The 21,798-nt window shown below is 38.3% G+C and carries 19 protein-coding genes; all 19 read left to right on the forward strand.

The genetic code is table 11. The annotated features are described in order from the left end of the window. Window positions 1–14: 14 nt before the first annotated feature. The 19 genes from dapA (at window position 15) to ML543_RS08905 (ending at window position 21,206) form a co-directional block, all read left to right on the forward strand. Entirely contained in the window at window positions 15–890 is an 876-nt protein-coding gene (dapA, locus tag ML543_RS08815; RefSeq protein ID WP_419095358.1) for a 4-hydroxy-tetrahydrodipicolinate synthase, read from the forward strand. 414 nt (window positions 891–1,304) lie between these two features. Continuing rightward, window positions 1,305–2,972: a ribonuclease J gene (locus ML543_RS08820; protein ID WP_243387013.1), complete on the forward strand. Its 1,668-nt coding sequence runs from the start codon at window positions 1,305–1,307 to the stop codon at window positions 2,970–2,972. 398 nt (window positions 2,973–3,370) lie between these two features. Further along, window positions 3,371–4,150, forward strand: a complete 780-nt coding sequence (locus ML543_RS08825) for a ClpP family protease (protein WP_419095360.1) — start codon at window positions 3,371–3,373, stop codon at window positions 4,148–4,150. Further along, entirely contained in the window at window positions 4,147–4,374 is a 228-nt protein-coding gene (locus ML543_RS08830; protein WP_243386927.1) for a YlzJ-like family protein, read from the forward strand. The genes ML543_RS08825 and ML543_RS08830 overlap by 4 nt, the downstream gene beginning before the upstream one ends. A gap of 178 nt (window positions 4,375–4,552) precedes the next feature. After that, window positions 4,553–6,901, forward strand: coding sequence for a DNA translocase FtsK (locus ML543_RS08835; protein ID WP_419095363.1), 2,349 nt, complete (start codon window positions 4,553–4,555; stop codon window positions 6,899–6,901). 287 nt (window positions 6,902–7,188) lie between these two features. Continuing rightward, entirely contained in the window at window positions 7,189–7,917 is a 729-nt protein-coding gene (locus ML543_RS08840) for a GntR family transcriptional regulator (protein ID WP_243386929.1), read from the forward strand. Window positions 7,918–8,269: 352 nt separating this feature from the next. Next, complete coding sequence (yfmF, locus tag ML543_RS08845) at window positions 8,270–9,553, forward strand: EF-P 5-aminopentanol modification-associated protein YfmF (RefSeq protein WP_243386930.1); 1,284 nt, start codon at window positions 8,270–8,272, stop codon at window positions 9,551–9,553. Beyond that, window positions 9,550–10,845 (forward strand): EF-P 5-aminopentanol modification-associated protein YfmH, encoded by a 1,296-nt coding sequence (yfmH, locus tag ML543_RS08850; protein ID WP_243386931.1) that lies wholly within the window; start codon window positions 9,550–9,552, stop codon window positions 10,843–10,845. The genes yfmF and yfmH overlap by 4 nt, the downstream gene beginning before the upstream one ends. An 11-nt stretch (window positions 10,846–10,856) precedes the next feature. Then, window positions 10,857–11,573, forward strand: a complete 717-nt coding sequence (ymfI, locus tag ML543_RS08855; RefSeq protein WP_243386932.1) for an elongation factor P 5-aminopentanone reductase — start codon at window positions 10,857–10,859, stop codon at window positions 11,571–11,573. A gap of 66 nt (window positions 11,574–11,639) precedes the next feature. Further along, on the forward strand, window positions 11,640–11,894 hold the full coding sequence (locus ML543_RS08860; protein WP_243386933.1) for a DUF3243 domain-containing protein: 255 nt from the start codon (window positions 11,640–11,642) through the stop codon (window positions 11,892–11,894). 199 nt (window positions 11,895–12,093) lie between these two features. Continuing rightward, window positions 12,094–12,891: a YmfK family protein gene (locus ML543_RS08865; protein ID WP_243386934.1), complete on the forward strand. Its 798-nt coding sequence runs from the start codon at window positions 12,094–12,096 to the stop codon at window positions 12,889–12,891. Window positions 12,892–12,902: 11 nt separating this feature from the next. Continuing rightward, window positions 12,903–13,802, forward strand: coding sequence for a helix-turn-helix domain-containing protein (locus ML543_RS08870; protein WP_243386936.1), 900 nt, complete (start codon window positions 12,903–12,905; stop codon window positions 13,800–13,802). Between the two features lie 116 nt (window positions 13,803–13,918). Continuing rightward, window positions 13,919–14,497, forward strand: a complete 579-nt coding sequence (pgsA, locus tag ML543_RS08875) for a CDP-diacylglycerol--glycerol-3-phosphate 3-phosphatidyltransferase (RefSeq protein ID WP_243386937.1) — start codon at window positions 13,919–13,921, stop codon at window positions 14,495–14,497. Between the two features lie 28 nt (window positions 14,498–14,525). Continuing rightward, complete coding sequence (locus tag ML543_RS08880) at window positions 14,526–15,761, forward strand: competence/damage-inducible protein A (RefSeq protein WP_243387015.1); 1,236 nt, start codon at window positions 14,526–14,528, stop codon at window positions 15,759–15,761. Between the two features lie 186 nt (window positions 15,762–15,947). Next, window positions 15,948–16,988, forward strand: a complete 1,041-nt coding sequence (gene recA / locus ML543_RS08885; RefSeq protein ID WP_243387017.1) for a recombinase RecA — start codon at window positions 15,948–15,950, stop codon at window positions 16,986–16,988. A gap of 831 nt (window positions 16,989–17,819) precedes the next feature. After that, window positions 17,820–19,379, forward strand: a complete 1,560-nt coding sequence (rny, locus tag ML543_RS08890) for a ribonuclease Y (protein ID WP_243386939.1) — start codon at window positions 17,820–17,822, stop codon at window positions 19,377–19,379. A gap of 123 nt (window positions 19,380–19,502) precedes the next feature. Further along, the gene (locus ML543_RS08895) at window positions 19,503–20,297 is read left to right on the forward strand and encodes a TIGR00282 family metallophosphoesterase (RefSeq protein WP_243386941.1); all 795 of its coding nucleotides are present in this window, start codon (window positions 19,503–19,505) and stop codon (window positions 20,295–20,297) included. Window positions 20,298–20,738: 441 nt separating this feature from the next. Beyond that, window positions 20,739–20,999, forward strand: a complete 261-nt coding sequence (gene spoVS / locus ML543_RS08900) for a stage V sporulation protein SpoVS (protein ID WP_003181955.1) — start codon at window positions 20,739–20,741, stop codon at window positions 20,997–20,999. A gap of 51 nt (window positions 21,000–21,050) precedes the next feature. Beyond that, window positions 21,051–21,206 (forward strand): hypothetical protein, encoded by a 156-nt coding sequence (locus ML543_RS08905; protein ID WP_243386943.1) that lies wholly within the window; start codon window positions 21,051–21,053, stop codon window positions 21,204–21,206. Window positions 21,207–21,798 lie beyond the last annotated feature (592 nt).

The raw sequence follows: 21,798 nt of genomic DNA on the forward strand, positions 1-21,798 counted from the left end.
AGGTGTGAATGAGAATGAACTTTGGAAAAATTTCAACAGCAATGGTGACACCCTTTGATAAAAATGGAAATGTTGATTTTGACAGAACGACGAAGCTTGTTGAATATTTAATTAACCACGGGTCTGATTCACTTGTCATTGCTGGCACAACAGGGGAATCTCCAACGCTAACAACTGAAGAAAAAATAGCGTTATTTAAGCATGTAGTAAAAGTAGTGAATAAACGAGTTCCTGTCATTGCAGGTACAGGAAGTAATAATACGTTACAGACGATTGAATTAACAAAAAAGGCTGAAGAAACTGGCGTTGACGCTATTATGCTTGTTACGCCATACTATAATAAGCCTAACCAGCAAGGTTTATACGAACATTTTAAAGCTGTGGCAGAAAGTACATCACTTCCAGTTATGTTATACAATGTGCCAGGGCGTGCTGTAACTGTATTAGCTCCTGAGACAGTCATTAATCTTTCAAAAATTGATAATATCGTTGCAGTGAAGGAAGCTAGTGGTGACCTAGAAGCGATGACAAAAATTATCGCAGAAACAGATGAGGATTTCTTATTGTATTCCGGAGACGATGCGCTTACTCTACCGATTCTTTCAATTGGTGGTGCAGGTGTTGTATCAGTAGCTTCTCATATTATTGGAGATGAAATGCAAGAGATGGTGGAAGCGTTTTTATCGGGAGAACTGAAAAAAGCAGCTTCAATTCATCAAAAAGCGTTACCTGTTATGAAGCAGTTATTTAGTGCACCAAGTCCTACACCAGTTAAAACAGCTCTTCAAATGAAAGGGCTTGATGTAGGGTCTGTTCGTTTACCACTTGTGCCACTCACGTCAGAAGAACGAAATGCACTCGATGTGGTATTACGTCAATTTTCTTCTTAAATCCGAAAACAAATAATAGAGATGAAAAAAAGTGTCTAAAGAAGTCTTCAGGACGATTTAGGCACTTTTTTTATATATGTTACAGAAAGTTTAAGTTTAATAAAGTGTTAAAGTATTCTCTTTACATTTTTTTTGGTGTCTAGCTCCAAGCGCCATCATCTCGGGTCGCTTCGGCCCTGCTGTGGCAACGGAAGCCTCCTCGCAGGTCCTCCAATGCCCTTCGCCTAAGGACTTGCGCTTTGCGCTTTTCTTATATTGAAACAGTAATCGAAATATGAAAATTCTTTTGAGGTGATCAATCAATACCCTTCCTTTGAACTTAACCATTATTTTCTTGTCTTCCATTTCCTCTTTCAGTTATAATAATGCTAAGTGACTTTGGACGGGAACATGAACATTTAGGGAGGACACTTAATACATATGAAAAAGACAGAAAAAGTAAGATTGATTGCCTTGGGAGGCGTTGGGGAAATTGGTAAAAACATGTACGTTGTTGAAATTGACTCCAACATTTTTGTCGTAGATGCAGGGTTAATGTATCCTGAAAATGAAATGCTCGGAATTGATGTTGTTATACCTGACATAAGTTACCTAATCGAAAATAAAGATCGCGTTCAAGCGGTATTTTTAACACACGGACACGATGAGCATATCGGCGGAGTATTTCACCTCATTCAACAATTAAAAGTTCCTGTATACGGTACGAAGTTAACGTTAGCATTGTTACGTGAAAAATTAAAACCTTATCAATTACTGGATAAAGCAGATTTACGCGAAGTAACTGAGAAAACAACGATTTCGTTTGAGTCATCAAAGGTATCTTTCTTCCGAACATATCATAGTATTCCGGACTCTGTCGGGATTTGCTTCCATACTTCTATGGGAGCTATTGTACATACGGGTGACTTTAAGTTTGATCAAACACCAGTTGGACAGCAGTTTATCGATATGGGACGCATGGCGAAAATCGGAAACGAAGGCGTTTTATGTTTGCTTTCTGACAGTATGAATGCTGAGATTCCAGGTTATACCGGTTCAGAATCAGTTGTAGGGGAAGAGATTAAAGATATCGTCTATGGTGCAAAAGGACGGGTCATTGTCTCATTGTTTGCTTCTAATATTCACCGTATACAGCAAGTTATTGATGCTGCTCAAAAATGCAAACGAAAGCTAGCAGTTGTCGGTAAGAACATTTCACAAACAATTCAATTAGCGACAAAGCTCGGGTATTTATCTGTTTCTGATGATTTACTTATACCTGTCCAAAATATCTCGAAATACCCGAAGCATAAAGTCGTTATTATGACAACAAGTCACAAAGGCGAACCGCTGTCTGTGTTAACGAAGATGGCGAAAGGAACGCATAAACAGTACAATATCGAAAAAGGTGATACTGTACTCATTGCTTCTACTCCGATACCAGGGCACGAATTGACATTCTCAAAAACCATTGATCGTTTATTTAGAGCAGGTGCAAATGTCGTAGGAAAGAACAAAAACATTCACATTTCTGGTCATGGGTATCAAGAAGAATTAAAGTTAATGCTCAATTTAATGAAGCCGAAATATTTTATTCCGATCCATGGGGAATATAAAATGCAAAAAGCCCATGCGAAGCTGGCTACATCAGTTGGAGTTGCTGAAAAGAATATTTTCCTCGTCGAGAAAGGCGAAGTAATTGAATTTCATCAAGGAACGGTTAAAACAGGTCAAAAAGTACCTGCAGGAAACATTTTAATTGACGGTTTAGGTGTAGGAGATGTAGGAAATATTGTTTTGCGTGATCGTAGATTACTTTCCCAAGACGGTATCTTAATTGTCGTTGTTACATTAAATAAAAGTACAAAACAAATTGTTGCAGGACCAGAGATTATCACTAGAGGATTTGTTTATGTGCGTGAATCTGAACAATTAATTGCCGAGGCAGTTGACCAAGTACAGTCGATTTTAGTCAAATGTATGGAAGAACAAACCGTTGAATGGTCATCCATGAAGCAAAACATCCGTGACACACTGAATCAATTTTTATTTGAACGAACAAAACGTCGTCCGATGATTCTACCCATTATTATGGAAGTGTAAACATGAACTGGAAATCAATGCATAGCATTGTTTTCCAGTTTTTTTATTGAGCTCGAATGATGGAACATTGTATTCATGAAAAGATGCAAAAACTTGAAACGAAAGGTAGTGGACTATAGAAGGTACAGCATGTGCGGTATATCGTAAAGAGAGGATGTTCAAAATGGGTCGTCGACGACAGACCTCTCGCATTTAAAAGTAATACAAAAAAACAATCTTTTGTGGAGCGGCATGCTGAAACATTTCTGAGAATGACTTATAAGGTGCAGTGTGAAACCTTGCATCTTTTAGGTTGAAACTATCACTCATACTAGCTCTAATCAACCAACAAAGTTATTGTCAAATTGTTAACGATGTTCTATCGAATGAAATAAAACGGAACCGCCCATACTAATTTTATGATGCAGGTAAGAAAGGGTGGATACGTTGTGAACGAATATGAACTAAATGAAGAAAGGTCAAAAGAAGAAAAAGATACCGATCAAAATGAGGCGAAAAGCTCCCTTGTTGAAAAAATACAGCAATTAGGACAAACAAATATACCGCAAATGACAAATGAATCGAATATTCATTGCTTAACTATCGTCGGTCAAATTGAAGGGCATGTTCAACTGCCGCCACAAAATAAAACAACGAAATATGAGCATTTAATCCCTCAAATCGTAGCAATAGAACAAAATCCGAAAATTGAAGGACTCCTTGTGATACTAAACACGGTAGGTGGAGATGTAGAGGCGGGGCTCGCTATTGCTGAGATGCTTGCTTCATTAACAAAGCCTACCGTTTCCATTGTGTTAGGTGGAGGTCATTCCATTGGAGTTCCGATTGCGGTTTCTTGTGATTACTCCTTCATCGCTGAAACAGCTACAATGACAATACATCCTGTTAGATTAACTGGTCTTGTCATTGGTGTACCACAAACCTTTGAATACTTAGACAAAATGCAAGAAAGAGTGATTAATTTCGTTACGAAGCACTCTAATATTTCAGAAGAAAAATTCAAAGAATTAATGTTATCGAAAGGAAACTTAACACGAGACATAGGTACAAATGTTGTAGGAGCGGATGCTGTGAAATACGGACTCATAAATGAAGTAGGTGGCGTCGGAAAAGCGATGAAAAAGCTCTATTCCTTTATTCAAGAAAATCAAGAAAACGAGGAGGGCATGCTTCAATGATTTTATATACAATGATGCCCCAGGAACTTATCTTTCAAGATACCCAACAATCCTTTGACGGGCCAAAACTTGTTTATATGAGGGGAATACCTATACTCGTTCAGGAAAACAATCAAAAGCAATATGAAATTGTTAGAGTATTAAGTACGGACCCAAATCATTATTTGCTTGATCAGCTCATTCCAGGCCAAACAGTATCGCCTCAATTATTTCAAACAATATGATTTCACTCATAGATGTGGTATAATAAAATACAAACAGTCGTTCGCAGCCAGACATCATGGCTGCTTTCTTGTTTTTCTAATGGATGGCGAAATACAAGTAACTACATACATAAAAGCCATGATAATTATTTACATAAATCTATTATGGTAAACTAAATATAATATCGCTACAGGTGGGATTTACGTGGCCAAGCAAAAAACGAAAAGAAAACAAAAAAGAAAAAAATCGAATTGGCAAGATCGCCTCAAATTTGAAATTGCAGGGATCATCTTGTTCTCTCTTTCTATTATTGCCCTTGCACAGTTAGGGTTTGTAGGACGAGCCATTACATCTTTATTTCGCTTTTTCACAGGAGAATGGTTCATTTTCTGTGTGCTAGGACTTTTATTTTTTTCAATATACTTATTTTGGAAAAAGACAATTCCAACGATTATCACACGAAAGCTTATCGGAGTTTATTTTATTTTCGGTTCATTTTTGTTATTAAGTCATATTAAACTGTTTGAGAACTTATCAAAAGGTGGGACTTTTCATTCACCAAGTGTCATTTTCAATACATGGGAATTATTCTTGATGGAAGTTAGCGGAGAAATCTCCTCTCCTGACTTAGGCGGTGGGATGATAGGAGCCTTATTTTTTGCCATATCATATTATTTGTTTGCTGAAGCTGGGTCTAAAATTGTGGCATTTAGCTTCATTACAGTCGGAATTATTTTAGTTTCTGGAAAATCGCTACAGATGATGCTAGCGAATGTCATTAAACCTGTTGGGAAGTTCTTGAAAGATCAGTTTTTAGCATTTATAGAAGATATGAAACAATTGCCATCTACAATGAAGAATGCAAGAAATCAGACAAAAAAGAAAAAGAAACCGAAAAAACAAAAAGAGAAAACGGTAATAGATGAAGAAATGAAGGATGAAGAAGAAGAAGCTGTAGAACCGATTATTTCATCGTTTACTGACCATGCGGATACGAATACGGTAACAGAGCAGCCGATAGTGGAATCTAAACCGGTTGAAAAGAAAGATGAAATGGATGAGTCAGTCGTTTCAAATGAACCTTTAGAACCAATGACTTTTGTCGAGATGGAAAATAAAGATTATCAATTACCAGCAATTGATTTATTAGCGCTCCCTACTTATAGTGGGCAACAGACAGACAAGAAAAATATTTATGAAAATGCCCGGAAACTTGAAAAAACCTTTCAAAGCTTCGGGGTAAAAGCGAAAGTAACGCAGGTTCATTTGGGACCTGCTGTAACGAAATACGAAGTGTATCCAGATGTAGGTGTCAAGGTAAGTAAAATAGTGAATTTAGCCGATGATCTAGCTTTAGCATTAGCGGCTAAAGACATTCGAATTGAAGCCCCGATTCCAGGGAAGTCTGCCGTTGGAATTGAAGTACCGAACTCAGAAATCGCCATGGTGTCGTTGCGAGAAGTACTGGAATCAAAATCGAATGATAAACCTGATGCAAAGCTTTTAATTGGACTAGGACGAGATATTACTGGAGAAGCAGTGTTAGCGGAATTAAACAAAATGCCTCATCTTCTCGTTGCAGGCGCGACGGGAAGTGGAAAAAGTGTCTGTATAAATGGAATTATTACAAGTATTTTAATGAGAGCGAAGCCTCATGAAGTGAAAATGATGATGATTGATCCGAAAATGGTTGAATTAAACGTTTATAATGGGATTCCACATCTTTTAGCACCCGTGGTGACCGATCCAAAGAAAGCTTCACAAGCACTAAAAAAGGTCGTAAACGAAATGGAACGTCGCTATGAATTGTTTTCTCATACTGGGACACGAAATATTGAGGGTTATAATGAATATGTGAAACGACACAATGCAAAAGAAGATGATAAGCAACCTGAGCTACCGTATATTGTCGTTATCGTTGATGAGTTAGCAGATTTAATGATGGTCGCTTCTTCTGATGTAGAAGATTCCATTACACGCTTGTCTCAAATGGCACGAGCGGCAGGTATTCACTTAATTATTGCGACTCAACGTCCATCGGTAGACGTCATTACAGGTGTAATCAAAGCCAACATTCCTTCGCGAATTGCTTTTAGTGTTTCTTCTCAAACGGACTCTCGTACAATTTTAGATATGGGAGGAGCAGAGAAGTTACTCGGGAGAGGCGATATGCTGTTCCTACCAGTAGGAGCATCGAAGCCCGTTCGCGTACAAGGTGCTTTTCTATCCGACGAAGAAGTTGAGAACATCGTAGACTTTGTCATTTCGCAACAAAAGGCGCAGTATCAAGAAGAAATGATTCCTTCTGATGTGAAGGAAGATTTCGAGGAAGTGACAGATGATTTATATGAAGAGGCTGTACAACTTGTAGTTGATATGCAAAGTGCAAGCGTGTCGATGTTACAAAGAAGATTTCGAATTGGATATACACGTGCTGCAAGGTTAATCGATGCAATGGAAGAACGTGGTGTTGTTGGGCCGTATGAAGGCAGTAAACCTCGACAGGTATTAATATCTAAAGAGCAACAAGATCAAATCTCTTCCTAACAAAAAGTGGGATGAAACAAGTTAGGCTGCCTTCTTAGGTGGCCGGCACTGATTTTAAAAATGCCGTTTGTCGATAGTCAAAAAGGGGCTAAAACTAGCCTCTTTATTTCTTTTAGTAAACATGGTATAGTATATCTTGATAATTTTTGACTTTTTTGTAAACGATTATTGTCCATTTTGTTACTTGTTTGCTTGATGATCTTTAACATAATCAATGGATGTAACCGTTTTAAAGAAGTTTCAACATATAATGACTTGATGGAAGTTTCATTAATTGGGGGCGCACTATGACTATTAAGACAGACAATCGACATTTATATTTACAAGTCATTGATAAGATAAAAGATAATATTGAAAAAGGCATTTATAAAGAAAAAGAAAAATTACCTTCTGAATTTGAACTTTCTAAAAAATTAGGTGTGAGCCGCGCGACTTTAAGGGAAGCACTGCGTATATTAGAGGAAGAAAATGTGATTGTTCGAAGGCATGGTGTTGGTACGTTTGTAAGCTCAAAACCACTTTTTTCATCTGGAATCGAACAATTGCATAGTGTGACGAATATGATTAAAAATGCAAAGATGAAGCCGGGGACCATTTTCTTATCTTCTTCTATCATTGGAGCGACAGAAGAGGATATGAAGAAACTACAAGTTGACGCGGATAGTGAAATTTTTGTAGTTGAACGCGTACGAACGGCGAATGGACAACCTGTCGTCTATTGTTATGATAAAATTCCTCGCGCAATTTTACCGAAATCATTTATTCATGAACAGGCCTCACTCTTTGTCCTCTTAGAGGAAGAATGCAATATTGAAATTAGCTACGCAGTTACAAATATCGAACCGATTGGCTTTCATGAAAAAATTTCGCCGATTTTGGAATGTGATCCCGAAACATCTCTATTATTATTAAAACAAGTTCATTTTGATCAACATGATCGTCCTGTAATCTATTCGTACAACTATTTCCGTGCTGATAAATTTCAATTCCACGTTGTTCGAAAACGATTTTCATAATTTTTTAAGAACTCTTTTTTGGATTTTTCTAAAAAAGAGTTCTTTTTTTGGTTGTTACAGAAAGTTTAAGTTCAATAAAGTGTTAAAGTATTCTCTTTACAGTGGCGCTTTGCGCTTTTCTTATCCAAAAAAAATCGTAGGGACTTCAAATAAATGTTTATTATTGGTTCAAACAGTAACATTTTCTTTCAATGAGAAGAATTGTTATAATAAGTGAAAGCAATAAGATACTTAAAACTAACGATGGAAAATAGAGATCTTCGTCGATGTAATAATGGATAACAATGTTTCTTTTTCGCCAAATCAGGGCAACATGAAAAAAAGAATATCGACTTTAAAAAGGAGGCTTATAATGACATTTATTAACGAGAAAACTTCATCCGTTCACGGCATGACATTACATACTGTTCAAACGAAAAAATTCAAAACGAACGCCCTTATATTAAAATTAAAATCGCCATTGGTAGAGGAAGACGTAACTCATCGCGCTATTCTACCTTATGTGTTACAAAGGGGAACAAAATCTTATCCGACTACTGGTGAGTTGCGAAAGTATTTAGATGATTTGTATGGTTCATTTCTTCATGTGGATTTGTCTAAAAAAGGTGAAAATCATATTATTACGTTTCGTCTTGAAATTCCAAATGAACGTTATTTAACAGATTCACCTCCCTTGTTAGAAGAAGGACTCCGTTTGCTATCAGAGGTCATTTTAAACCCTAGAATGGAGAACGGATATTTCGACCATGAAATTGTTGAGCAGGAAAAGCGAACTCTGTCACAACGAATCCAAGCGGCGTACGACGACAAAATGAGATATGCCAACTTAAGACTTGTACAAGAAATGTGTAAAAATGAACCGTATCGCCTCCATGTTAATGGGGAGAGGGAACAAATTGCAGCCATTTCAACTGAATCACTCACCAACTATTATCAAAAAGTAGTAAAGGAAGACGAAATTGATTTATATGTTGTTGGGGATGTGTCCCACGAAGAAGTTGAGCAAATTACGTCTTCTTATTTTAAATTTCAAGCTCGCCAACCTGTTCTGATCAAACAAGATTCGTATAAGGGAGAAATAAGTGAGAAAGAAATAATTGAGGAGCAAGATGTTAAGCAAGGAAAATTAAACATAGGGTTTCGGACTCACACACGTTTTCAAGACGAAGATTATTTCGCGCTTCAATTATTTAACGGAATTTTCGGTGGATTTTCCCATTCTAAATTGTTCATTAATGTCCGAGAAAAAGCGAGCCTTGCTTATTATGCTGCATCAAGAGTTGAAAGTCATAAAGGCTTACTTATGGTGATGAGTGGAATTGAAGTAGGAAACTATGAAAAGACAGTAACGATTATTAAAGAGCAAATGGAAGCTATGAAAGCCGGAGAGTACTCCGATAAAGAAATAAATCAAACGAAAGCAGTTATTCAAAATCAGTTGCTTGAAACGATAGACACAGCTTATGGAATGGTAGAGTTGTTGTACCATCAAGTTATTTCACAAACGAAGAGAACAGTTGAAGAATGGTTGACAGGTGTGAATAAAGTGACAAAAGAAGACTTACTAAAAGTAGGTCAAAAAATTGAACTTGATACCATTTACTTTTTGAAAGGGATGGGAGGGAGCTCGGAATGAAAAAACTTACGTTCGAACAACTGAATGAAACCCTTTTTTATGAGAAAATGTCTAATGGCTTGGACGTCTATATTTTACCGAAAGAAGGGTTCCATAAAACATATGCGACGTTTACGACGAAGTACGGTTCAATTGATCACGAGTTTGTCCCGCTTGGGCAAGAAGAGAAGAAACGAGTACCAGATGGAATCGCTCACTTTTTAGAGCATAAACTGTTTGAGAAAGAAGATGGTGATGTTTTTCAACATTTTAGTAAACAAGGAGCATCTTCGAACGCCTTTACATCTTTTACAAGGACTGCATACTTATTTTCGTGTACGTCAAATGTTGAGCGGAATTTAGAGACGCTAATGGACTTTGTTCAGACACCGTATTTTACCGAACAGTCAGTTGAGAAAGAAAAAGGAATCATCGGTCAAGAAATTAATATGTACGATGACAATCCAGATTGGCGAGCTTATTTTGGATTAATTCGTAATATGTACGAATATCATCCGGTTCATATTGACATTGCTGGTACGATTGAATCAATAGATAAAATCACGAAAGATCTTCTATATGAATGTTATGAAACGTTTTATCATCCGAGCAACATGTTATTGTTTATAGTGGGGCCTGTTGAACCTGAGAAAATTTTGAACCAGATTCGAGATAATCAAGCGAAAAGGCAATTTAGCCCCCCTAATGATATTGAACGCACAATCGTTAAAGAATCAGAACGTGTATTCAAAAAAGAAGATGCCATTCACATGAATGTACAATCGTCGAAATGCTTAGTCGGCATTAAGACGAAGGAGCCATTTAGAGAAGGGAAAAATCTGCTTCGAAATGAATTGTCCATGAATTTATTGTTGGAAATATTATTCGGAAAAAGCTCCAAAGCTTATGAGCAAATGTATGAGCAAGGCTTAATAGATGACTCGTTTAGTTATGATTATACAGAAGAGTACAGCTTTGGTTTTGCTATGATCGGTGGAGATACACAAAAGCCTGATGAACTAAAGGAAATGATTCAAAATACACTCATAAAAAATGCGAATCAGATAACGGAAGAACAACTTGAAACAGCGAAGAAAAAGAAGATAGGGTCCTTTTTACGTGCCTTAAATTCACCAGAATATATTGCAAACCAATTTACAAGGTACGCTTTTAACCAGATGGACCTTTTTGATGTGGTACCAATGTTAGAAGAAATTACGTTGGAAAACATTAAGTCTGTTTATAAGGAACAAGTTAGGGAAGATGGGATAACTACGTTTCAAGTTCTACCGAAGGGGAATTTACACGAGTAGGATTGGTGGTTATGAAGACAGCATTAGTGACAGGTGGGACCGGTGGAATTGGCCGTGCCATAACTGAGCAATTGATTGAGGAAGGATATACAGTGTATGTTCATTACAATCAAAACCATTCAGTATTTGAGGAATGGAGCGAAAAATACCGTGAGGCTCCCGTCATTCCACTTCAAGCGGACTTATCGAATGAGCAAGGTGTCAATCAACTAGTCGACGAAATCGTCTCTCCTATCGATGTACTAGTTGTGGCAAGTGGAAATGCCTCGTTTGGATTTATACAAGATATTCCTTATGATGAGTTGCAACGATTAATGATGATACATCTAACATCTCCTTTCGTCATTATTCAACGGTTGTTACCGAAAATGATTCAAAGGAAAAAAGGGAGTATTATTTTTATCTCATCCATTTGGGGGGAGACAGGAGCAGCTTTGGAGACGGCTTATTCTATGGTTAAAGGGGGACAAAATGCTCTGGTGAAAGCCTTAGCGAAAGAAGTCGCCCCTTCTGGAATTCGGGTAAATGCGATAGCACCTGGTTTTATCCACACAAAGATGAATAATCACTTATCACCTGACGAAATTCAAGTGATTGAAGAAGAGATTCCGCTTGGTAGAGGGGGCGAGCCGGAGGAAATTGCGAAGGTAGTATCCTTTTTAGCGGGTGAAGGTTCATCGTATATAACAGGGCAAGTTCTTTCAGTTAATGGAGGTTGGCATTGTTAGCCCCTAGTATAAAATCGATACAACAAGGCAAACTAACTCCGTACACTTTTATAAGGAGGGGCTAACATGTCTGTGTTAGACAATTGGAATAAGTGGACAGATTTTTTAGGTGACCGTCTTGATCAAGCTAAAGACGAAGGACTAAATCAAGAAGTAATTTCAACTCTTGCATATGAAATTGGTGATTATTTAGCAAAGCAAGTTGATCCGCAAACGGCTGAAGAAAAAGTTCTTGCCGATTTATGGAGTGTAGCGGATCATGAAGAGCAGCATGCCATTGCTAATATGATGGTAAAGCTTGTACAACATCGCAGTCATTAATGGGATGTTCTGAGTAGGCTGCTAATGAAATGGGGGGTCGATAGAGGTCAATTGCGGTTGATCTCCTTGACCCCCTATTGCCTTTTTTAGTCATTATAAAAATTCATCAGGGAAAGATTTGGAATATTTCTTTCGTTCCGAAGGGAAATAAGATATGATAGAGGCATGTAAGGTGTTTATTGTATTGGGGGTTAAGCCATTGGCAAAAATTGAATGGTATTTAGAATATAAAATACAAAAAAATCGCCCGGGTTTACTCGGAGATATTTCCTCATTACTTGGCATGCTTCGAATAAATATTGTAACGATTAATGGTGTCGACGATCAACGTCGTGGATTATTGTTAAAATGTGATAGTCACGAACAGATTAGACGCCTCGAATCGATATTGAAAACGATGGATCATATAGCAGTGACAAAATTACGTACGCCGAAACTTCGTGATCGGTTAGCTGTTCGGCATGGACGATATATCCAGCGTGATGCAGATGACAAAAAAACGTTTCGCTTCGTTCGAGATGAATTAGGTTTACTTGTTGATTTTATGGCTGAACTCTATAAACAAGATGGGCACAAGCTAATCGGAATCCGCGGAATGCCTCGAGTTGGGAAGACAGAGTCCATCGTAGCTGCAAGCGTTTGTGCGAATAAACGATGGTTATTTCTCTCTTCGACTTTATTAAAGCAAACTATTCGATCTCAATTAATTGCCGATGAATATAGCGATGAAAATGTCTTTATTTTAGATGGAATCGTTACAACTAAACGAGGGACGGAAAAGCATTTACAGCTTGTTCGAGAAGTAATGCGTTTACCTGCCACAAAAGTTGTTGAACATCCCGACATTTTTGTGCAAAATTCGGAGTATACAATTGATGATTTTGATTATATTATTGAATTGCGACATGAGCCTGATGAAGAGATTACGTACGACGTAGTGGATGAGCCTCAAATGTTTAATCAATCAGAATTTAACGGGTTTGGATTTGAATTTTAGGAAGGTGTTACATGTTGAGTGAGCTAGGCAATCATTTAAAAGAAGCGCGTCTAGAGAAGAATTATTCGCTTGATGACCTTCAACAACTTACGAAAATACAAAAACGGTATTTAGTCGGAATTGAAGAAGGTAATTACGCTGTTATGCCAGGAAACTTTTATGTGCGAGCCTTTATTAAGCAGTATGCTGAGGCTGTAGGATTGGATCCTGAGCAATTGTTTGACCAATTCGGTCACGAAATCCCTAATACATATCACGATGATTTACCAGAACAACTTTCAAGGGTCAAAACACATAAACAAATGCCTAAGTCAGCATCTAAAGCTTTAGAGCTGCTTCCAAAGGCTCTCGTCATCTCTGCTTTAATCATCGTGGCTATTATTGTTTATGTGTTTGTCCAAAACGTAATGGACTCCCCTGCAAATTCAGAAGAGGCTCAAGGAGATACAGACAAAGTTCTCATTGATAATTCTGGTGTTGAGCCAACCCCAGTGGAAGAAGCACCGAGTCAAGATGAGTCTGATACAAATGGGGAAGACCAATCAGGATTGAACGAAGAAGAAACAAAAAACGAGGGTGGAGCCACGCAAAAGTTAACGGCTATAGATGTAAGTGGAAACACAACGAATTATGAATTAACGAATACAGATCAATTTTCGTTAAAAATTGAAGCGCGTGGACAAGCGTGGATTGAAGTATACAATTCAAATGGAGACCGTTTATTTTACGATAATATGTATGCGGACGATGAACAAATTTTTGACTTAACAGAAGAAACCGAGGTAACCCTTTCAATTGGAGCAACGAATAATGTCTCTTTATTCATTAATGATGAACAGCTTCAATATGAAGTTAGTCCGGATGAGAAGGTAAGTCAAAGGTTTAAAATTGTATACAAAAAGAGCGAGTAAAAAGTCATCTCTCTTCAGATGACTTTTTCTTTCGTGTGAATTTGAGGATGGAATAAGACTATTTTTCGAATGGTTTAAATGGAGGATATGAAGGAAGTTTGGAGGATGATTTTGTCATGAATTTACCAAATAAAATTACACTTGCACGCATATTGCTCATTCCATTTTTTATGATTGTTATGCTTGGTGGTTTTGAATGGGGGCAACTTTCTGTTGGAAATGAACAAATCCCGATGACTCATTTTGTAGGAGCAATCATTTTTATTATTGCTTCCACTACTGATTGGATTGATGGGTATTTTGCTCGAAAATACAACCTTGTGACGAATTTAGGTAAATTTTTAGATCCGTTAGCTGATAAATTACTCGTTTCGGCAGCGTTAATTATTTTAGTCGAACTTCAATTAGCACCATCATGGATGGTCATTGTCATTATTAGCCGTGAATTTGCTGTCACAGGTTTACGTTTAGTTTTAGCAGGAGAAGGTGAAGTGGTAGCAGCGAATATGCTAGGGAAAATTAAAACATGGGCACAAATTGTAGCCATTTCTGCATTATTGCTGCATAACCTACCTTTTTCACTCCTCTCAATCCCTTTTGCAACGATTTCTCTATGGATCGCTGTGATTTTTACAGTCGTATCAGGATGGGATTATTTTATGAAAAATCGTCATGCTTTTAAACATTCAAAATAAAAGCATTGAAGAAGGAGATGCGGGGTTTATGAATGCAGAAATCATCGCGGTTGGTTCTGAACTTTTACTTGGTCAGATTGCCAATACGAATGCACAGTTCATATCAAAGCAATTAGCAGAACAAGGAATAAACGTTTACTACCATACGGTAGTTGGAGATAATCCAGAGCGCTTGAAGAATGCGATTCAAGTCGCAAAAAGCCGAGCTCAAATCATTATTTTTACCGGTGGGTTAGGGCCGACTAAAGACGACTTGACCAAAGAAACGATTGCGAATATATTAAACTGTCCGCTTAAGTTAGATGAAGAGGCCATGAAACAAATTGAACAGTTTTTTGCACGAATTAAGCGAAATATGTCAGAAAATAATCGGAAACAAGCGCTTGTTCTTTCTGGTTCGACCGTCTTGAAAAATGACAATGGAATGGCTCCTGGAATGGCTACAACCATTGATGACATTATTTATATACTTCTTCCTGGACCACCGAAGGAAATGCAGCCGATGTTTACAAATTATGCGATTCCATACTTGCGAAAAGAGTTAAAGTTGAGTGAAAAAATTATTTCTCGCGTATTACGCTTTTTTGGAATAGGGGAATCACAACTTGAAACAGACATTCAAGATATCATCGATAAGCAAACAAACCCTACCATTGCCCCGTTAGCAAAAGAAGGTGAGGTAACGCTCCGAATAACAGCAAAGCACGAAGATGAAGACTTTGCGCTACGTGCGATTCAAACTGTTGAGGAAGACATTTTAAATCGCGTCGGAGAATTTTTCTATGGGTATGATGATACGTCGATTAGTCAAGAATTAATGAATCGATTGAAAGAGAATGATATGACGATTTCTAGTGCTGAAAGCTTAACCGGTGGCGGATTTTTACAAGAGTTAACCTCTATATCAGGAGCTTCTCAAGTTGTAAAAGGTGGAGTCGTTTGCTATTCAAACGAATTGAAAGAGCTATTTGTAAATGTTTCAAAGGAAACGTTGGAGACGTTTGGTGCTGTTAGCGAGAAATGCGCAAAAGAAATGGCTGAAAATATTCGTAATCAAACAAACAGTGATATTGGGATAAGTTTCACCGGTGTGGCAGGACCGAATTCGCTTGAAGGTCAACCTGTTGGAAAGGTTTTTGTTGGAATTGCTACCGCTTCAAGTACAAATGTACATCTTCTTCATTTAGCGGGTTCAAGAAAAGGAGTCCGAGACCGTGCCATCCGTTATGGAATGTATTATTTATTAAAGATGTTAGAAAGTTAACGACTAAAAGTTGATTTTGGAATAGAAAAGTAGATGAAAAACTCACTTTTTCCTATGAGAAGAAGTGGGTTTTTTCAATTATTTTCATCTTTAAAACAAAAAAACGAATAAATGTTCGATTTTTGCTTGGCAAATTAACGAAAAGGATGTATAGTAAATGTAGGTTATCAAAAAGGAGGAAAAATGGTGAGTGATCGTCAAGCGGCGTTAGAAATGGCGCTAAAACAAATTGAAAAACAATTCGGTAAAGGTTCCATTATGAAGCTTGGCGAACAGACCGAACGTAAGATTTCGACTGTTCCAAGCGGTTCATTAGCATTAGATGCCGCTCTCGGTGCTGGAGGTTATCCAAGAGGGCGTATCGTTGAAATATATGGTCCAGAAAGTTCAGGTAAAACGACTGTAGCGCTTCATGCGATTGCAGAAGTTCAAGCGCAAGGTGGGCAAGCAGCATTTATTGATGCCGAGCATGCATTAGATCCTGTGTACGCACAAAAGTTAGGTGTCAATATTGACGAACTATTACTCTCTCAACCTGACACTGGTGAGCAAGCATTAGAGATCGCAGAAGCATTGGTACGAAGTGGTGCTGTAGATATCATCGTCATTGACTCCGTGGCGGCGTTAGTCCCTAAAGCAGAAATTGAAGGGGAGATGGGGGACTCTCACGTAGGTCTTCAAGCTCGTTTAATGTCGCAAGCTCTTCGTAAGCTTTCTGGAGCAATTAATAAATCGAAAACGATTGCCATTTTTATCAACCAAATTCGTGAGAAAGTGGGCGTAATGTTTGGAAATCCTGAAACAACTCCAGGGGGACGTGCGCTTAAGTTCTATTCATCTGTACGTTTAGAAGTTCGCCGTGCTGAGCAATTAAAGCAAGGCAATGACATGGTCGGAAATAAGACGAAGATTAAGGTTGTAAAGAATAAAATCGCTCCTCCATTCCGTACGGCCGAAGTGGATATTATGTACGGAGAAGGAATTTCTAAAGAGGGTGAACTCATCGACCTCGGAAGTGAACTTGACATCGTTCAAAAAAGTGGTTCTTGGTATTCATATAACGAAGAACGCTTAGGGCAAGGTCGTGAAAATGCTAAGCAATTCTTACGAGAAAACCCTGAAATTGCTGCGGAAATCCAGCGTGAGATTCGTCAAGCTTACGGTCTCGATGATGCAAGTGAAGCAGTAGATTCAGGACAAGAGGAATTATTTTTAGACGAAGAATAATTTTAATTTTAACCTATTGCCAATCAAAATATATCAATATACCGATGAGGGTGTCCCGAATGTATCTTGGGAGACCCTTTCTTTGTTGTTACAGAAAGTTTAAGTTCAATAAAGTGTTAAAGTATTCTCTTTACAGTTTTTTTGTGTCTAGCTCCAAGCGCCATCAGCTCGGGTCGCTTCGGCCCTGCTATGGCGACGGAAGCCTCCTCGCAGGTCCTCCAGCGCCCTTCGCCTAAGAACTTGCGCTTTTCTTATTTGAATATACAAGGATTCTTAAATATTGTTGTTTTTGGTCATACATTCCATCGCGAAAGGGTCACTTTTCCCCAGGTAAAGCCAATCTAGTTTCGTCTGTTTGGTGCGGTGAACATGTGATAAGTTGATAGCTGCTCGTATTTCTCGTAAGTATTTCCTTTATCTCTCTGTGCAGGAGAGTCTCCCGTCCATCGTCTCCACTTTTCTATCATTCTCAACTCGCAAACTCGTTTGGGGAGTCTTCGGCTCGTACTGTCCCACCTGGAGTCTGCGGCCTTAAGCCATATATTTAACGTCAAAAAAGCAAAAATGCACACGAAAACTGCCTATAAGGAAAACGAATTTCAAGAATTTTTATTTTAAGTTTTTTACAATTAAGAAAATCATGGAAATCGTTAAGACCCTAGACTTGACAAGGGGTTCACCTAGATTTACAATTAATATGTATATTTTACATTTTTCTGTGAACGATTTGCTTTAACAATGAGCAAATGGTAGAACAGGCCTTAACACTTAAAAATGTAGATGCCGACACTTTGAAACTTAACAAGTTCATAGCAAGAGGAGGTGAAAGGAATGGGTTCCTTTGAAATCATCTCCATTTTGCTTGGCCTAATCGTCGGTGCAGTTGTTGGCTATATCGCACGAAAATTCATTGCTGAAGCGAAAATAGCAGGCGCTAAAAATGCGGCTGAACAAATTCTTGAGGACGCAAAGCGCGAAGCAGATGCGACGAAGAAAGAATCGCTTTTAGAAGCAAAGGATGAAATTCATAAGCTTCGTCTTGAAGCGGAGAAAGAAATCCGTGAAAGAAGAAATGAATTGCAGAAACAAGAAAATCGATTGTTGCAAAAAGAGGAGAATCTTGACCGTAAGGATGAAACGTTGGAAAAGCGTGAAGCTTTATTGGAGAAAAAGGAAGATTCTCTGGATGAAAGACAACAGCATATTGAAGAGATGGAAAGCAAAGTGGACGAGATGGTAAAAGAACAGCAAGCAGAGCTAGAGCGTATTTCTAGTCTTTCTCGCGAGGAAGCAAAGCAACTCATTCTTGAGCGTGTTGAAAATGAGCTTTCGCATGAAATTGCCATGATGGTGAAGGAAGCGGAAAATCGCGCGAAAGAAGAATCGGATAAGAAAGCGAAGGAGATTCTGTCCCTTGCAATCCAGCGTTGTGCAGCAGATCACGTAGCAGAAACGACCGTATCTGTCGTGAACTTGCCAAACGATGAAATGAAAGGGCGAATTATCGGACGTGAAGGACGTAATATTCGTACGTTAGAAACGTTAACGGGTATCGATTTAATCATTGACGATACGCCAGAAGCCGTTATATTATCTGGGTTTGATCCAATTCGCAGAGAGACGGCTAGAATTGCACTAGACAAGCTTGTTCAAGATGGACGTATTCACCCAGCTCGTATTGAAGAGATGGTTGAAAAATCACGAAGAGAAGTGGATGAATATATTCGTGAAGTTGGTGAGCAAACTACGTTTGAAGTGGGAGTTCACGGTATCCATCCAGATTTAATGAAAATATTAGGTCGCTTAAAGTTCCGAACAAGTTACGGACAAAACGTGTTGAAACATTCGATGGAAGTTGCGTATTTAGCAGGACTCATGGCAGCCGAGCTAGGAGAAGACGAAATGCTAGCAAGGAGAGCAGGCTTGCTGCATGATATCGGTAAGGCGATTGATCACGAAGTGGAAGGAAGTCACGTTGAAATCGGAGTTGAACTGGCTACGAAGTACAAAGAACATCCGGTTGTTATCAATAGTATTGCTTCTCACCATGGGGACGAAGAGCCGACTTCAATCATTGCAGTGCTTGTTGCGGCAGCAGATGCACTTTCTGCGGCACGTCCTGGTGCAAGAAGTGAAACGCTTGAAAATTATATTCGACGCCTTGAAAAGCTTGAAGAAATTTCAGAGTCTTTTGAGGGGGTTGAAAAATCATTTGCGATCCAAGCAGGACGTGAAGTACGTATCATGGTTAAACCAGATACGATTGATGATTTAGAAGCGCATCGCTTAGCACGAGATATACGTAAACGAATCGAAGATGAACTTGATTATCCAGGTCACATTAAGGTGACTGTCATTCGTGAAACACGAGCAGTTGAATATGCAAAATAAAAGTGGTGCTGTCATGCACCACTTTATTTTTTAGGTGTTTTATGCCAAACTAGTAGTGAGAATATGATTTTGACATGATAAATGTATATTACAAATGTCAAAGGAAAAGAAAGGGCAACAAAGATGAGAATTTTATTTATTGGTGATATTGTCGGATCTCCAGGAAGAGAAATGGTCAAACGGTATTTACCTCAGTTGAAAGTAAAATTTAATCCGCACGTAACCATTGTGAATGGAGAAAATGCAGCTCATGGAAAAGGGTTAACTGAAAAGATTTACCATGAGTTATTAAGTTATGGAGCCCAAGTGATTACAATGGGGAACCATACATGGGATAAGCGTGAAATTTTTGAGTTCATTGATGACGCGAAGCATTTAGTTCGACCGGCGAATTTTCCTGAAGGAACCCCCGGAAAAGGGATAACATACGTGACTGTAGATGGAAAGGAACTAGCAATCATCAATTTGCAAGGACGCACATTCTTACCAGCGATCGATTGTCCGTTTAAAAAAGTTGAACAGCTCGTTCAAGAAGCGAAGAAAAAAGCTACTTACATATTTGTCGATTTTCATGCTGAAGCTACAAGTGAAAAACAGGCGATGGGCTGGTTTTTAGATGGTAAAGTATCAGCTGTCGTTGGGACGCACACTCATGTTCAAACGGCTGATGAAAGAATTTTACCGAATGGAACTGCTTATATCACGGATGTCGGAATGACTGGTCCATACGATGGGATTTTAGGAGTAAATCGCGAAGTCGTTTTAAAGAAATTTTTAACAAGCTTACCAGTCCGTTTTGAAATTGCAGAAGGAAGAACTCAATTAAGTGGTGTAATTATTGATATCGATTCGCAAACTGGCTTAGCGAAAAGTGTGAATCGAATCTTAATCAACGATGATCATATGTTTTTTGAATAACGAGTTATCATAACTCGTTATTTTTTATTGTTAAAGAAAGTTTAAATTCAGTAAAGTGTTAAAGTATTCTCTTTACCGTTTTTTTTGGTGTCTAGCTCCAAGCGCCATCAGCTCGGTCGCTTCGGCCCTGCTGTGGGGACGGAAGCCTCCTTGCAGGTCCTCCAGCGCCCTTCGCCTAAGGACTTGCGCTTTGCGCTTTTTTATATCTACAGATTCTCTAAAAGATAAATGATTGTGAAATAAATCAATGTGATTAATAAGTTGGAATTTTTAGAAAAAAATTCGAAACAAGCAGGAATACTGTTATTTTATCGTGAATATAGTATCTATAAGTTTTGTCCCATGTTCAATGGGGGTGGGACCTTTTGAACAATCATTCTCTAACAGGACTTGTTCTACTGTACACATACGATTTTTTGTAAAAACAAGGGGGAACTAGAAATGGAAATATTAAAAGTATCAGCAAAATCAAATCCTAATTCTGTCGCTGGGGCACTAGCAGGTGTTTTAAGAGAGCGTGGTGCAGCAGAAATTCAGGCGATTGGAGCAGGGGCTTTAAATCAGGCAGTAAAAGCTGTAGCAATCGCAAGAGGATTTGTAGCTCCGAGTGGAGTAGATTTAATTTGTATTCCTGCATTTACAGATATTCAAATTGATGGTGAAGAACGAACGGCGATAAAGCTTATAGTGGAACCTAGGTAAAATAATGTTAAAAGCAACCTCGTCTCAACAGAAGAGACGGGTTGTTTTTTTGTGGAACAGAAAATACGGTTCGGCAATAGCTTTATTACAATTAAACGAACATTAATGACCGTTCGATCTTTATTATGTAAACGCTCTATTCTAACGGTTGTAATAAAGTGGGGATTTGCCCACGGTGTCGTTCACAAGACACTTGGAGCGAATTAGACAAGTGGTCCGCGGATAGGAGTGTTTGTAGCGGTATTTTAGTGTTTTTTTATAGGCTCTTTTCTAAAGGATTGTTGCTTTTTGGTGTGTATAAAATATATTGTTAAGAATGGTTTTCACCTTTGTAAAGGAGCGGAGGGCACTTGACTCCTGTGGGATAAAGAGGTAAGGTCGAGATCCCACAGGCGCATGCCGAGGAGGCTCGACTTCCTCCCCGCGGAAAGCAAGTGTTTGGAGCGCAATGTTCAGAATTCATTCAAAAATGTCTGAAAAAGTAACAATCTATACGAAAACAGCCTTTTAAATTAGTTGTAAAGCCAACATCGTTTATAAAAATAGTCTTTGAAAAAATACGACTTTTGACGGAGAAAAGTTCCGTCGGAAGATGAAGTGAGGAAATGGGTTTAACTTGGTACCATCATAAAGTGTACTTGAATGGAATTGAGGGAACATTCAAAAAAGTTCTTTAATTCTGTAAAATGGGTAGTTCTCACTTGAGTTTTTTGACTTAAAGGTCTACAATTGAAGTCGTTTAGTAGCTTATTTTATCATAATGAAGTGATAAAAACTAGAAAACATGCTACAATTGGTA

This window comes from Bacillus kexueae, from assembly GCF_022809095.1.
In the GTDB taxonomy this organism is placed as follows: Bacteria; Bacillota; Bacilli; order Bacillales; family Aeribacillaceae; genus Bacillus_BZ; species Bacillus_BZ kexueae.

Excerpts from the sequence above, each read along its gene's own strand:
- dapA (WP_419095358.1), top strand. The coding sequence starts at position 15 with ATGAACTTTGGAAAAATTTCAACAGCAATGGTGACACCCTTTGATAAA.
- ML543_RS08825 (WP_419095360.1), top strand. The coding sequence starts at position 3,371 with ATGATGCAGGTAAGAAAGGGTGGATACGTTGTGAACGAATATGAACTA.
- ML543_RS08830 (WP_243386927.1), top strand. The coding sequence starts at position 4,147 with ATGATTTTATATACAATGATGCCCCAGGAACTTATCTTTCAAGATACC.
- ML543_RS08840 (WP_243386929.1), top strand. The coding sequence starts at position 7,189 with ATGACTATTAAGACAGACAATCGACATTTATATTTACAAGTCATTGAT.
- yfmF (WP_243386930.1), top strand. The coding sequence starts at position 8,270 with ATGACATTTATTAACGAGAAAACTTCATCCGTTCACGGCATGACATTA.
- yfmH (WP_243386931.1), top strand. The coding sequence starts at position 9,550 with ATGAAAAAACTTACGTTCGAACAACTGAATGAAACCCTTTTTTATGAG.
- ymfI (WP_243386932.1), top strand. The coding sequence starts at position 10,857 with ATGAAGACAGCATTAGTGACAGGTGGGACCGGTGGAATTGGCCGTGCC.
- ML543_RS08860 (WP_243386933.1), top strand. The coding sequence starts at position 11,640 with ATGTCTGTGTTAGACAATTGGAATAAGTGGACAGATTTTTTAGGTGAC.
- ML543_RS08870 (WP_243386936.1), top strand. The coding sequence starts at position 12,903 with ATGTTGAGTGAGCTAGGCAATCATTTAAAAGAAGCGCGTCTAGAGAAG.
- pgsA (WP_243386937.1), top strand. The coding sequence starts at position 13,919 with ATGAATTTACCAAATAAAATTACACTTGCACGCATATTGCTCATTCCA.
- ML543_RS08880 (WP_243387015.1), top strand. The coding sequence starts at position 14,526 with ATGAATGCAGAAATCATCGCGGTTGGTTCTGAACTTTTACTTGGTCAG.
- rny (WP_243386939.1), top strand. The coding sequence starts at position 17,820 with ATGGGTTCCTTTGAAATCATCTCCATTTTGCTTGGCCTAATCGTCGGT.
- ML543_RS08895 (WP_243386941.1), top strand. The coding sequence starts at position 19,503 with ATGAGAATTTTATTTATTGGTGATATTGTCGGATCTCCAGGAAGAGAA.
- spoVS (WP_003181955.1), top strand. The coding sequence starts at position 20,739 with ATGGAAATATTAAAAGTATCAGCAAAATCAAATCCTAATTCTGTCGCT.